The sequence below is a fragment of the Arthrobacter sp. YD4 genome (assembly GCF_030410515.1).
GTDB lineage: Bacteria > Actinomycetota > Actinomycetes > Actinomycetales > Micrococcaceae > Arthrobacter.
Genome location: NZ_JAUHHD010000003.1, coordinates 122,658 through 134,941, shown reverse-complemented (window position 1 = coordinate 134,941; position 12,284 = coordinate 122,658). Strand labels below are relative to the sequence as shown.

Annotated in this window: 12 protein-coding genes; 4 read left to right on the top strand and 8 right to left on the bottom strand. The window is 72.4% G+C overall.

What is annotated here, in order from left to right; translation table 11 throughout:
- Positions 1-91 precede the first annotated feature (91 nt).
- Complete coding sequence (locus QWJ39_RS09060) at positions 92-1,195, top strand: LLM class flavin-dependent oxidoreductase (protein ID WP_290257463.1); 1,104 nt, start codon at positions 92-94, stop codon at positions 1,193-1,195.
- Positions 1,192-1,707 (top strand): MarR family winged helix-turn-helix transcriptional regulator, encoded by a 516-nt coding sequence (locus QWJ39_RS09055; protein WP_290257462.1) that lies wholly within the window; start codon positions 1,192-1,194, stop codon positions 1,705-1,707. Before QWJ39_RS09060 ends, QWJ39_RS09055 begins: the two co-directional genes overlap by 4 nt.
- Here QWJ39_RS09055 and QWJ39_RS09050 read toward each other — a convergent pair.
- The 3 genes from QWJ39_RS09050 to QWJ39_RS09040 all read right to left on the bottom strand — a co-directional run bounded on the left by QWJ39_RS09050 (position 1,704) and on the right by QWJ39_RS09040 (position 4,836).
- Positions 1,704-2,510: a transglutaminase family protein gene (locus QWJ39_RS09050; protein WP_290257461.1), complete on the bottom strand. Its 807-nt coding sequence runs from the start codon at positions 2,508-2,510 to the stop codon at positions 1,704-1,706. The two genes, QWJ39_RS09055 and QWJ39_RS09050, sit on opposite strands and share 4 nt — an antisense overlap.
- 79 nt (positions 2,511-2,589) lie before the next feature.
- The gene (locus tag QWJ39_RS09045; RefSeq protein ID WP_290257460.1) at positions 2,590-3,417 is read right to left on the bottom strand and encodes a hypothetical protein; all 828 of its coding nucleotides are present in this window, start codon (positions 3,415-3,417) and stop codon (positions 2,590-2,592) included.
- Positions 3,418-3,447: 30 nt separating this feature from the next.
- Entirely contained in the window at positions 3,448-4,836 is a 1,389-nt protein-coding gene (locus tag QWJ39_RS09040; RefSeq protein WP_290257459.1) for a M20/M25/M40 family metallo-hydrolase, read from the bottom strand.
- 182 nt (positions 4,837-5,018) lie between these two features.
- On the opposite strand from QWJ39_RS09040, the gene QWJ39_RS09035 reads away from it, so the two are divergent.
- Positions 5,019-5,636 carry a DUF1684 domain-containing protein gene (locus QWJ39_RS09035; protein ID WP_290257869.1) on the top strand — a complete coding sequence of 206 codons (618 nt, stop codon included), beginning with the start codon at positions 5,019-5,021 and terminating at the stop codon, positions 5,634-5,636.
- Positions 5,637-5,640: 4 nt separating this feature from the next.
- Positions 5,641-6,126 carry a GtrA family protein gene (locus QWJ39_RS09030; protein WP_290257458.1) on the top strand — a complete coding sequence of 162 codons (486 nt, stop codon included), beginning with the start codon at positions 5,641-5,643 and terminating at the stop codon, positions 6,124-6,126.
- A gap of 25 nt (positions 6,127-6,151) precedes the next feature.
- Here QWJ39_RS09030 and QWJ39_RS09025 read toward each other — a convergent pair whose 3' ends face one another.
- From QWJ39_RS09025 to QWJ39_RS09005, 5 genes are read right to left on the bottom strand one after another with little or no spacing between them, the layout of a single operon-like run.
- Positions 6,152-7,306, bottom strand: a complete 1,155-nt coding sequence (locus tag QWJ39_RS09025; RefSeq protein WP_290257457.1) for a cysteine desulfurase family protein — start codon at positions 7,304-7,306, stop codon at positions 6,152-6,154.
- A complete protein-coding gene (nadC, locus tag QWJ39_RS09020) occupies positions 7,303-8,328 on the bottom strand; it encodes a carboxylating nicotinate-nucleotide diphosphorylase (protein ID WP_290257456.1) in 1,026 nt (341 codons plus the stop codon). Before nadC ends, QWJ39_RS09025 begins: the two co-directional genes overlap by 4 nt.
- Positions 8,325-10,160: an FAD-binding protein gene (locus tag QWJ39_RS09015; RefSeq protein ID WP_290257455.1), complete on the bottom strand. Its 1,836-nt coding sequence runs from the start codon at positions 10,158-10,160 to the stop codon at positions 8,325-8,327. Before QWJ39_RS09015 ends, nadC begins: the two co-directional genes overlap by 4 nt.
- Positions 10,157-11,470, bottom strand: coding sequence for a quinolinate synthase NadA (nadA, locus tag QWJ39_RS09010; protein ID WP_290257454.1), 1,314 nt, complete (start codon positions 11,468-11,470; stop codon positions 10,157-10,159). Before nadA ends, QWJ39_RS09015 begins: the two co-directional genes overlap by 4 nt.
- Positions 11,467-12,177, bottom strand: a complete 711-nt coding sequence (locus QWJ39_RS09005) for an NUDIX domain-containing protein (RefSeq protein WP_290257453.1) — start codon at positions 12,175-12,177, stop codon at positions 11,467-11,469. The genes nadA and QWJ39_RS09005 overlap by 4 nt, the downstream gene beginning before the upstream one ends.
- Positions 12,178-12,284 lie beyond the last annotated feature (107 nt).

The following is a 12,284-nucleotide window of genomic DNA, read 5'->3' as shown; positions in this document are numbered from 1 at the left end:
GGCTGTTATACCGGTCGATAGATGCAAATGCATGTAAATCGGTTACACTGAGAGCAGGACCCCGGAAGCCTCCGGAACGGAAAGGATCATCATGCAGATCGGCGTATTCAGCGTCAGCGACATCACCACCGACCCCACCACGGGCCGGACCCCCACCGAACACGAGCGCATCAAGGCCTCGGTGGCGATCGCCAAGAAGGTCGAAGAGATCGGCATGGATGTCTACGCCATCGGCGAGCACCACAACCGGCCGTTCTTCTCCTCCTCCCCCACCACCACGCTGGCCTACATCGCCGCGCAGACGGAGCGGATCATCCTCTCCACCGCCACCACCCTGATCACCACGAACGACCCGGTGAAGATCGCCGAGGACTTCGCGATGCTCCAGCACCTCGCCGACGGCCGCGTGGACCTGGTGCTGGGCCGCGGCAACACGGCCCCGGTCTACCCCTGGTTCGGCAAGAACATCCAGGACGGCATCGAACTCGCGATCGAGAACTACTCCCTCCTGCGCAAGCTCTGGGACGAGGACACGGTCAACTGGTCCGGCAAGCACCGCACCCCGCTGCAGAACTTCACCTCCACGCCGCGCCCGCTCGACGGCGTCGCCCCCTTCGTCTGGCACGGTTCCATCCGCACTCCGCAGATCGCCGAGGTCGCCGCGTACTACGGTGACGGCTTCTTCGCCAACAACATCTTCTGGCCCAAGGAGCACTACCAGCAGCTGATCGGCCTGTACCGGGAACGCTACGAGCACTACGGCCACGGCGCGGCGGACCAAGCGATCGTGGGCCTCGGCGGCCAGTTCTTCATGCGGAAGAATTCCCAGGACGCGGTCAAGGAGTTCCGCCCCTACTTCGACAACGCCCCGGTTTACGGCCATGGGCCCTCGCTGGAGGACTTCACCTCGCAGACCCCGCTGACGGTCGGCAGCCCGCAGGAAGTCATCGAGAAGACCCTGACGTTCCGCGAGTACTTCGGCGACTACCAGCGCCAGCTCTTCCTGATCGACCACGCCGGCCTGCCGCTGAAGACCGTCCTGGAGCAGCTGGACCTGTTCGGTGAGGAGGTGCTGCCGGTGCTGCGCAAGGAGTACGCGGAGAAGACCCCGGCGCACGTCCCGGCGTCGCCCACCCACGCCGGGCGCGTCGCCGCGCAGCTGGCGGCCCACCAGGCCGCGCCGCAGGAGGCATGATGGCCGCGGGGGCGCCCGGCACGGGTACCGGGACTGGCACCGGCACAGCTACCGGCACCCCCCCGGCGCCTACGGTGCGGCTGGCGGCCCAGGCCTGGGAGTCGCTGTTCCGGGCGCAGGTGGCCGTGATGCGGCGCCTGCAGGGCGGCCCGGCCTTCCGTGACCTGGCCGTCAATGAATACGACGTGCTGTTCACCCTCTCGGGCTGCCCCACGGGCTGGCTGCGGCAGAACGAACTGAACGACCATGTGCTGCTGAGCCAGTCAAGCCTGAGCCGGCTGGTGGAGCGGCTGGAGAAGCGGGGGCTGGTGGAACGGCGGCCGGCCCCCGACGACGGCCGCGGCGTCCTGGTCCGGCTCACGGACGCCGGCCGGGACCTGCAGAAGCAGATCGGCCGTGAGCACGTGCGGGACATTGCCGCCCTGGTGGGCCCGGCCCTGACCGCCGAGGAGCAACAGGAGCTGCTGCGGCTGACGGACAAGCTGCGGGCCTCGGTGCAGGCCCGAACCTAGCGGATGGTCACCAGCGCGGCCGGGTCCTCCTCGGGCAGGTCCCCGGCCACCGTGGCGGTGACCTTGAGTTCCCTCAGGGACAGGCTGCCGCCCACGGTGGAGAGGAAGGCCGTGTCCGAGGAGTCCCGGCCGGCGGTGATCCGGAGCATGCTCTCCCGCGGCGCCAGGCCGGTCGGGTCCATCACGTGCCACGCGCCGTCCATGTGGGCCTCCGCGACGGCGTGGAAGTCCATGGGGCTCAGCCCGGGGGCGTAGACCGCCGCAAGCCGGGCCGGGACGTTTTTGGAGCGCAGCAGGGCGATGGCCAGGTGGGCGAAGTCGCGGCAGACGCCGCGCCGGTGCAGCAGGGTCTCGACGGCGCCGTCGGTACCGCGCGAGGAGCCGCTGACGTAGCGCAGCTCGTTGAAGACCCAGTCGCGGACGGCGTGCAGCAGTTCCGGACCCTGCAGGCCGCCGAACTCGGCGTAGGCCGTCGGCAGCAGCCGGTCCGATTCGGCGTAGCGGCTGGGCCGCACGTAGCGGATCAGTTCCATCAGCCCCGGCTCCTCGGGGTCCGCGGCGCCGGTGACGGTGGCGTCGTACTCCACCAGCACCTCGGTGGGCTCGGCGAACTCCATGTAGTGGAACCTGCCTCCGTGATGGTCGGCGAGCTCGGTCAGGGGAACCTCGACGCCGTCGGCGGTAACGGAGAGTTCCTCGTCAAAGCCGGTATAGCCGGGGTTGCGCGCCACAGCCACGGCCATAGCGACCTTGGTGCCGGCCACGGTCTTGAAGGCCATGCGGGCGGACACGATGCGTTCCATAATTCTCCGGGGGTGCGGGCGGGGCGCGTGCGCCTGCCGCCGGGGGTTCCCTGGCTGCCGTGGGGCCGGCGCGGCAGGGCTACTGTGTGATCCTCAGCGACATTAGCATCCGCTGGACATTGGCGAACTCGGAACCCTCGTTGACGTAGGCGTCGGCCTGGGCCAGCGTGTCGAACGCCTTGGCCGGGGCCACCCGCTGGTCCGGGGCGAAGGCCGTGAGCTCGCCCAGGTCGCCGAAGGAGATGTCGCCCTTGCCCTCGGGCCCTCGGACCACGTTCTGCAGGGCGCAGGCCTTGCCCCCGGTACCGCCGACGATGTTGGTGATGCCGTAGGAGCCGAAATACTTGTAGCCCTGGATCACGCGGTAGACCACGTGCGGATCGATCATCCCGTCGCCGGAGGCATGCGGCAGGTCCACCGGCACGCTGCTGACCACGATGTAGGACTTGGCGGCGTCGGGGGCGCAGGAGGCCGGCGTCCGCGGCGGCAGTCCCGTCTGCAGGGTGGCGAGGTAGCGGCCGGCGGCGTCCTTGACCTCGACCTTGACCGCGCCGGGGAGGCTGCCCTGGGCCGGGGCCTGTGACTGGGCGATCCACTCCTGCGGCAGCTCGAAGCTGACCGACTTGGCCGGATCGGTGTAGGTCTTCCAGGCCGCCGCCGTGGCGCCGGCAGACGCCGTGGCCGTCGACGTTGACCCCGGTGACGCGGTTCCCGGCGAGCCGGAGCCCGACGGCGTTGCGCCGCCGGAGGGTTGCGACGTCGCCGTCCCGCCGGCGTCGGCCGTCCACTGCGGTGCGGCGGGTCCGCCGGAGCACCCCGCGAGCGCGCCGGTGCCGAGCACCAGCGCCGCGACCAGCCCCACAGGCAGCCCAACCCGTACACCGGTCCGCAGCCTCATCCGCATCATGCTGCCAGCGTAGTGCGGTCCCGGCGCCGCTCAGAGCTTCCGGAGCAGCGTTTCGTAGAAGCGGACGCCGCGGCCCAGGGCGTCGAGGGAGATCTTCTCGTCGACGGCGTGGATGGAGGCACGGTCCGCCCGGTCCATGGCGAACGGCGCGAACCGGTAAACCGCCTCGCAGATTCCGGTGAAGCGGCGGGAGTCGGTGCCGCCCATCATGATGTACGGGGTGACGATCGCCTCCGGGTAGGCCGTGCCGATGCACTCCGTCAGCAGCTCCCACGCCGGGCCGTAGCTCGCGGAGACCGGGGAGGGTTCGTTGCCCTCCACCACCCGCAGCTCCACCTTCGGGTCGCGGATGATCCGGCGCAGGCGCTCCACCGTGCCTGCCACGGTCTCGCCGACGGCCACGCGGATGTTGGCGTTGGCGGCGGCGGTGGCGGCCAGGACGTTGGCGCCGGCGCTGCCCCGCAGCGTGGTGATGGCGACGGTGGTCCGGGTCATGGCGTTGGTCTCGCCGCCCAGCCGGCCGAACAGCCAGGTCAGGGGCCTGCGCAGGCGCTCCACGCGGGCGAACGCCAGCCGCAGCGGGAGGGGCGCGTGCGGGCCGAAGCGGCGCAGCATCTCGGCGGTGACGTCCGGCAGGTGCTGCGGGAACGGGTGGTTCTCGATCCGGGTGATGGCCCGGGCCAGGCGGGCGGTGGCGCCCATCCGGGGCGGCGTGGAGGCGTGGCCGCCGGGGTCCCGGGTGAGCAGTTCGACGTCCAGGATCCCCTTCTCGGCCACCCCGACGACGGCGGCCGGCCGCGTGACGCCCGGGAAGGCCCCGCCGGCCACGGCGCCGCCCTCGTCCAGCACCAGCGCGGGCCGGACACCCCGTTCGGCCAGCAGCGCCGCGGCGGCGGCCGCGCTGTCCCCGGCGGTTTCCTCGTTGTCGCCGAAGGAGAAGTAGACGTCCCGGGCGGGCGCGAACCCCTCGGCCAGCAGCGCCTCCGCGGCGGAAAGGATCACCGCGAGCTGGCCCTTGTCGTCCAGGGTGCCGCGGCCCCAGAGATGCGTGCCGTCGTTATGGCCGGAGAACGGCGGGTGGGTCCAGGCCGCCTCGTCCCCGGCGGGCACGACGTCGTAGTGGGCCATCAGCACCGCCGGCCCCTCCAGGCCGCCGGCCGTACCGGTTGTGGCGGGGGCCGTGTTGTCGGTGGGGCTGCTGGTGCGGGGGACGCCGGCCCAGCGGAACAGCAGGGCGCGGCCGTTGACCCGTTCCACGTCCATGGCCGCGTACACCCCCGGGAACAGCCCGGGCAGCGCGGCCAGGAACGCCTCGAATTCGGCCTCGTCGGTCCCGCCCGGGCTACGGGAGGAGACGGTCCGGTAGCTGACCAGCGTGGCGAGGGCGTCCGCGGCGGCGGCTGTGTCGGTGCTGTGCATGCGCGCCAGTCTAGGCACGGCCGGCCCCGGACGGCCGGAGGCGTCACCGCGCGGGGGGACCGCGGCGCAAACAGGGTTAGGCTGGAGGGATGTCGGAACAGGATCTTGAGGGTACGGATAAGGACGTCCAGTCGGATGCGGCTGCCGGGACGGAGGCCGACACCGGGGACGACGTCCTGCAGATGTCCGCGCTCGACATCGCCGACTGGCGGCTCCGGACCTTCGACCTCTACGCCACCGTCCGGAAAATCGCCGCGGACAGCCCCGCCGAGGCGCACGCCTACTGGCGCCACACCCGCGACCGGATGTTCGTTACCCACCCCGCCTCGCCCCTGACCCGGGCCGCGAAGGCCGAATTCTCCGGCCTGAAGACTGCCGACTACGACCCGATCTACCGCTTCCACGTCCCGATCACCCCGGAAGGGGCGGGACGTGAGATGAACGTCGAGACCGGCACCGACGGCGTCGTCCGCTTTGTCCGGCTCGGCACATTCGACCTGCCCGAGATCGGCCAGCTGGCCGTCTGGAAGCACCAGGGCTACGGCGGCGGTATCTTCGTGCCGTTCCGCGACGCCACCGCGGGACAGCCCGGGGGCAGCTACGGGGCCGGACGCTACCTGATCGACACGATCAAGGGCGCGTTCCACGGGGTGACCGGATCCGGTCCGGACGCCAGCTTCGTCCTGGACTTCAACTTCGCGTACAACCCGTCCTGCGCCTACAACGAGGCCTGGGCCTGCCCGCTGCCCGGCCCGTCCAACCGGCTGGCGGTCGAGCTGCCGGCCGGGGAGCTCTACTAGCCGGATGGAACCCCAACTCCAGGCCGACCCGCCCGGGGCCCCCGCTCCCCCGGTCACCCGCGCGCCCCGGCGCCGCGGGCTGCTGCGGTACCCGGTGGTGCGGCAGCTGCTGCGGTTCACCGGCGTCGGCGTGGTGTGCACGGTGACGTCTCTGGCGCTCTTCGCGCTGCTGCGGCCGTGGATCGGACCGCAGCCGGCCAACGCCGCGGCGCTGATCCTGACCTCCCTGATGAACACGGCACTGAACCGCCGGCTGACGTTCAAGATCACGGACACCCACCGGATGCGCCGCGACCACCTCAACGGCCTGATCGTGATCCTGGTGGCGCTGCTCATCACCGGCGGGAGCCTGGGCATCCTGCACTGGGTTAAGCCGGACGCCACCGTGGCCGAGGAGCTCTGGACCACCACGCTCTCCGGCTTCCTCGCCACCGCCGTGCGGTTCACCATGCTGCGGCACTGGATCTTCCGGCGGGCCCGGCACCGCTAAGGCCCTTCGCCAATAAAGCCCGGCGTTACGCCCCGAGGGACCGCACGCTGCCGACCGCCCCGCGGACCGCGGCGGCCGCCTGGTCCAGCTCGGCGGCGGTGATGCCGGCGTCGAAACTGAACCGGACCGCCGTCTGCGCCACCGCTGCGGGGATCCCCATCGCCACCAGCACCGGGGACGGCTCATCGGACCCGGCGGCGCAGGCCGAGCCGCTGGAACACACCACGCCCCGGCGCTCCAGCTCCAGCAGCACCGACTCGCCGCTGGTCCCGGGGAAGCAGAACGACGCCACGGAGGGCAGCCGCTCGGCCGGGTGCCCGGTCAGGACCGCACCCGGCACGTTGGCGAGGACCGCGGCGATGAACCCGTCCCGCATCGCCGCCACCCGGGCGGCACGCCCGGCCTGGTCCTGCGCCGCGAGCGTCAGCGCCGTCGCCAGCGCCACCGCGGCGGCCACGTTCCCGGTCCCCGAGCGGCGGCCGCGTTCCTGGCCGCCGCCGTGGACCAGCGGCTCCAGCCTGGTCCGGCCGCGCACCACCAGGGCACCGCAGCCCTTGGGCGCGCCGAGCTTGTGCCCGGACACCGAGAGCGCGGCCACGCCCAGCGCCGCCGCGTCCAGCGGCAGCCAGCCGGCGGCCTGCACCGCGTCGGTGTGCAGCGGGACGCCCGCGTCGGCGGCCACGCCGGCCAGCCGGGCCACGGGCTGGACGGTTCCCACCTCGTTGTTGGCGTACATGACGCTGGCGACGGCGGTCTCCGGGCGCAGCGCCGCGGCGACGGCATCCTCCGTGACCTGTCCGTAGCGGTCCACCGGGATCACGTCCACCGCGAAGCCGTGCACGCGTTCGAGGTAGCGGGCGGATTCGGTCACGGCGGGATGTTCGACGGCGCTGATGGCTACCCTGTCCAGCCGGGGATCCGCAGCACGGCGGGCCAGCGCGATGCCCTTGACTGCCAGGTTGTCCGCCTCCGTGCCGCCCGAGGTGAACACGATTTCCCCGGGGCGGCAGCCCAGGACCCGGGCCGCGGCCACCCGGGCGTCCGCGAGGGCCGCCGCGGCCGCCTCCCCCAGCGAGTGGTGGCTGGAGGGGTTGCCGAACTCCCCGGTCAGGTGGGGCCACATGGCCGCCAGCACCTCCCGGCGGACCGGGGTCGTGGCGGCCGCGTCGAGGAAGATCACGGCGTCCCCTGGGCTCCCGGGTCGGGCTGCGTGGTGGTGCCGGAGCCGGCGTCGGTGTCCAGGTCAGTGTCCAGATCGGTGCCCGGTTCAAAGTCCAGTTCAATATCCAGCCCCAGGTCCAGGGCGGCGACGCTGTGGGTGAGGGCACCGATGGAGATCACGTCCACGCCCGTGGCCGCGATCGAGGCGACGGTGCCCAGGTTGACGTTGCCGCTGGCCTCCACCCGGGCGCGCCCGGCCACCAGGTCGACTCCGTCGGCCAGCTCCATCAGGGAGAAGTTGTCCAGCATGATGGTGTCCACCCCGGCGGCAAGCACCGGTTCGATCTGCTCCATGGTGTCCACCTCCACCTCGAAGTGGGTGGTGTGGCCCAGCCGGGCCCTGGCCTCCCGCAGCACGGCGGTCAGCCTGGCCGGGTCTCCCCCGGTGAGCACGGCCAGGTGGTTGTCCTTGGCCAGGACGGCGTCCGAGAGCCCCGCCCGGTGGTTGCTGCCGCCCCCGCACCGCACGGCGTAACGTTCCAGCACGCGCAGTCCCGGCGTGGTCTTGCGGGTGTCGGTGATGCGGGCCCGGGTGCCGGCCACGAGGGCGACGTACTCGGCGGTTTTCGTGGCAATCGCACTCATCCGCTGCACCAGGTTCAGGGCCACCCGTTCGGCCAGCAGCACGCCGCGGGCGTCACCGGTGACCCTGGCCAGGGGCGTGCCCGCGTCGAAGCGCTCCCCGTCCGCCAGCAGCAGGCTCACGACGGCGTCCGCGTCGGCGAGTTTCATGGCCGCCGCGAAGACCTGGCCGCCGCTGAAGACCCCGGGCACGCGGGCGGCCAGCACCGCCGTCGCGCGGGTCCCGGCGGGGATGAGCGTCTGGGAGGTGATGTCCCCGTAAGGGGCGTCCTCCGCGAGCGCGGCACACAGGACGGCTTCGACGGCGGCGGCCGGCAGGGTCCCGGCCACGGCTGCGGGAGCGACGGCGGGGCTCGCGGCCGAGCGGGTGCTGCGGGCGGCCGGGGCGGGTGCTGTCATGAAGTGATCCTTTGCTTGGAACGGGTGGCGTGCCGCGGGCCGTGGGCGGGCTGCGGGAGGTGGAGGGACCGGGGCTCCGGGGTGTGCGGGACGGCCGCCGCGGCCTCCGGGTCCGCCCGGAAGTGTGCGCCCACCGAGCCGGTGCGGCGCCGGGCCGCCTCCACGAGGAGGGTGGCGGCCAGCAGCAGGTTGCGGTCCTCGTGCCCGGCCTGGTCCGCGCTCTCCGATACGGCCTCCGGCCGGAGGTCTGACGCCCAGGCGGCGAGCCGGGCCGCGGCCGCATCGAGCCCGGCGCCCGTGCGCGAGACCCCGGCGGTCCGGGTCATAAGCCGCCCCAGGGCGTCCCGGGAAAACGTCCCGGGCCAAGTCTCTATACAGCCCTCGGGAAAAGCCGGTGTGGAGCCTCCCGATTCCGCGTCGCGCGACAGCGCTGCGGAAGCGTGCGTCAAGGCGAGGCCGCCCGCGGCCGTGGGCCCACACGATCCGGGTTCCCTGACCGAGCTTGCGAGGTTAGGGCGATCGTGGGGAGCACGCGGAGCAGTGCTGTCGTGCGACGGCTCAGCTCCGAGGAAGTCCTCAACGGCCCGGCGCCCGAACACCAGCCCCTCCAGCAGGGAGTTGCTGGCCAGCCGGTTGGCCCCGTGCACCCCGGTGCAGGCAACCTCCCCGGCGGCGTAGAGCCCCGGGACGCTGGTGCGCCCGGCGAGGTCGGTGGCGACGCCGCCCATCCAGTAGTGCGCCGCCGGCGAGACGGGAACGGTCTCCGCCGTCCAGTCGTAGCCGGCCGCACGCGTGCCCGCGCTGATGGTGGGGAACCTTCGTGCCAGGTAGCCGGCGCCCCGGGCGGCCTCGATCCCGCGCGCGTCAAGGTGGACGGCGGTTCCGGCGTCGGCGCCGGTGGCGGCGAGGTGCAGGGCGATGCTGCGGGAGACGACGTCGCGCGGTGCCAGTTCGGCGTCGGGGTGGTAGTCCGGCAGGAAGCGGCGGCCGGCGGCGTCGCGGAGCACGGCGCCCTCGCCGCGTACGGCCTCGGAGACCAGCAGGGCGGGCGGTCCGTCGGGGGTGTCGGCGGTGGCCAGGGTGGTGGGGTGGAACTGGTAGAACTCCAGGTCCCGCACGGCGGCACCGGCGCGCCAAGCCAAGGCCAGCCCGTCGGCGGTGGCGACCCGCGGGTTGGTGGTGCGGGAGAACATCCGGCCCGCCCCGCCGGTGGCCAGCAGCACGGCGTCGGCGTCCAGGCGGTGCCGCCGCCCGCCGGCGAGGTAGGCGACGCCGGTCACTGCAGGTGGGAGCTGGTCGCCGGCGTCCTGGCCGCCGGCATCAGGGCCGGTGAGCAGCGCGGTGGCGAAGGCCCCGGTGAGGACCCGCAGCCGGCCGCGGGCTGCCTGTTCCAGCACGGCGGCACCGAGGGCGTGGGAAATCCGGGCGCCCGTGGCGTCGCCGCCGGCGTGCAGGATCCGGGCGGCGGAGTGGGCCGCCTCGAGACCCAGCGCGGGCCCGCCGGTGGCCGCGGCGTCGAACTCCACGCCGAAGCGGCGCAGCCCCGCGATGTCCCGCACCGCCTCGGTGCAAAGCACCCGGACGGCCTCCGGGTCGCTCAGTCCGGCGCCGGCGGCGAGGGTGTCGGCGATGTGGGCGGAGACCGAGTCCCCGGGGGCCGCTTCCCCGGGGCCCAGAACGGCGGAGATCCCGCCCTGGGCGTAGCCGGTGTTGCCGTCCCCGAGCGTCCCCTTGGTCAGCAGCACCGCCTCGACGCCGGGCGCCTCGGCCGCGAGCAGCGCGGCGTACAGCCCGGCGATGCCGCTGCCGACAATGACCAGGCGCCTGGTCACGGCCGCGCCGCCAGCATGCGTTCCAGTGCCACCCGGGCCGGGGCCGCGACATCGTCGGCCACGGTGATCCGGTTGACCACCTCGCCGCGGACCAGGGCCTCCAGCACCCAGGCCAGGTAGCCGGGGTGGATGCGGTACATCGTAGAGCAGGGGCAGATCACCGGGTCCAGGCAGAAGATCGTGTGCTGCGGGTACTCCGCAGCCAGCCGGTTAACCAGGTTGATCTCGGTGCCGACGGCGAAGACCGTGGGCTCGGTGGCGGCCGCGATGGCCTTCCGGATGAAGTCGGTGGAGCCGGCGGCGTCCGCGGCGTCGACCACCGGCATCGGGCACTCGGGGTGCACGATCACCTGCACGTCCGGGTATTCGGCCCGCGCCTTCTCGATCTGCGCGACGGTGAAGCGCTTGTGCACGGAACAGAAGCCGTGCCAGAGGATCACGCGGGAGTCCCGCAGCGTCTGCTCGTCGTTGCCGCCGAGGTCCTTGCGCGGATTCCACATCGGCATCTGCTCCAGCGGCACGCCCATGGCCTTGGCGGTGTTGCGGCCCAGGTGCTGGTCGGGGAAGAACAGCACCCGCTGGCCGCGCTCAAACGCCCATTCCAGCACCGTGGCGGCGTTCGAGGAGGTGCAGACGATGCCGCCGTGCTCGCCGCAGAAGCCCTTGAGCGCGGCCGAGGAGTTCATGTAGGTGACCGGGATGACGGGGACCCGGCCGTCGGCGTCGGGTTCGGTGCCGAAGAGTTCCTCCAGCTGATCCCAGCACTCGGTGACCGAGTCGATGTCCGCCATGTCCGCCATCGAGCAGCCCGCGGCGAGGTTGGGCAGGATCACGGCCTGCTCCGGGGCGGAGAGGATGTCCGCGGTTTCGGCCATGAAGTGCACGCCGCAGAAGACGATTGCCTCCGCCTCGGGCCGGGTCAGCGCCGCGTTGGCCAGCTGGAAGGAGTCGCCCACGAAATCGGCGTATTCGACCACCTCGTCACGCTGGTAGAAGTGGCCCAGGATCACGGCCCGGTCCCCCAGCGTGGCCTTGGCGGCGCGGATCCGGGCGTCGAGTTCGGCGTCGGTGGCCCGCTTGTACTCCTCCGGCAGCTGCCCCTGCCGCGGGGTCGACGGCGGGGCCACGTCGGTTGCCGAAGCGCCCGGACCGTACGCCGGGACGCCGGCCAGCGCCTCGGCGAGGTCGAAGTCCCAGGGTCCGCTGGCCAGCGCCGGACTGCAGGTGGACCCCGCGGCCGGACTGCCTGATGCCTGGCCTGTGGCCGCCTCCCGGGTGATCAGCTGGATCGCCGTGTTGACGCTGCTCATGGTGTGCTCCTGTGGTCGGGATCGAGGCCGGGGCGGCCGGTGTAACGGTAGAGGCGGGGCGGGCGGTGTTTGCCGCCCTGGAGGTATTCGTCGGTTTCTTCTATTTCCGGGGCCGCCTTGATCTGGCGGCGGAAATTCGCGGGATCCAGTTCGCGGTCCAGGACGGCCTCGTAGACCTCGCGCAACTGGGCGAGGGTGAAGTACTCGCCGAGGAAGTGGTAGGCGATGGGGCCGTATTCGAGCTTGTTGCGCAGCCGCCACAGCGCGTAGTCGACGATCGCGTTGTGGTCGAAGGCCAGCTGGCCGGGCCGGTCCGCCCTCACCCAGCGGACGTTCTCCGACTCGTCGGCGAGCGCCGCCTCGGTGGGGCGCACCAGCGCCCAGTAGACGATCGAGACCACGCGCTGGGTGGGTGAGCGGTGCAGGCCGCCGAAGGCGTAGAGCTGTTCGAGGTAGCTGGGCGCCAGGCCGGTGGTCTCGCGCAGGTTCCGGGACGCGGCGTCCTGCAAGGATTCGTCGTGGCTGAGCGGGCCGCCCGGGAGCGCCCACAGGCCCCTGTACGGTTCGCGGATCCGCCGCACCAGCGGGATCCAGAGGGTGGGCCGGCCCGAGGACTCGCTTGGCCGGAGGGCGAAGATCACCGTGGAAATGGCCAATGACGGCGGCGCGAGGCGGCGCTCGCTGACATTGGCCGGTGAGGTGTACATGGTGGTCTGCCCCCGCGGTTCGGGGTCCGGGGCCGGTGGCGGGCGCCGGCCGGACGGCTCCGGCCCGACTGCCGGAGTAGTTATAGTCATATTGACTAGAACTGATT

Bases quoted from the DNA above. Each gene is read 5' to 3' on its own strand.
- QWJ39_RS09060 (WP_290257463.1), top strand. From the start codon at position 92: ATGCAGATCGGCGTATTCAGCGTCAGCGACATCACCACCGACCCCACC.
- QWJ39_RS09055 (WP_290257462.1), top strand. From the start codon at position 1,192: ATGATGGCCGCGGGGGCGCCCGGCACGGGTACCGGGACTGGCACCGGC.
- QWJ39_RS09050 (WP_290257461.1), bottom strand. From the start codon at position 2,510: ATGGAACGCATCGTGTCCGCCCGCATGGCCTTCAAGACCGTGGCCGGC.
- QWJ39_RS09045 (WP_290257460.1), bottom strand. From the start codon at position 3,417: ATGATGCGGATGAGGCTGCGGACCGGTGTACGGGTTGGGCTGCCTGTG.
- QWJ39_RS09040 (WP_290257459.1), bottom strand. From the start codon at position 4,836: ATGCACAGCACCGACACAGCCGCCGCCGCGGACGCCCTCGCCACGCTG.
- QWJ39_RS09035 (WP_290257869.1), top strand. From the start codon at position 5,019: ATGTCCGCGCTCGACATCGCCGACTGGCGGCTCCGGACCTTCGACCTC.
- QWJ39_RS09030 (WP_290257458.1), top strand. From the start codon at position 5,641: ATGGAACCCCAACTCCAGGCCGACCCGCCCGGGGCCCCCGCTCCCCCG.
- nadC (WP_290257456.1), bottom strand. From the start codon at position 8,328: ATGACAGCACCCGCCCCGGCCGCCCGCAGCACCCGCTCGGCCGCGAGC.
- nadA (WP_290257454.1), bottom strand. From the start codon at position 11,470: ATGAGCAGCGTCAACACGGCGATCCAGCTGATCACCCGGGAGGCGGCC.
- QWJ39_RS09005 (WP_290257453.1), bottom strand. From the start codon at position 12,177: ATGTACACCTCACCGGCCAATGTCAGCGAGCGCCGCCTCGCGCCGCCG.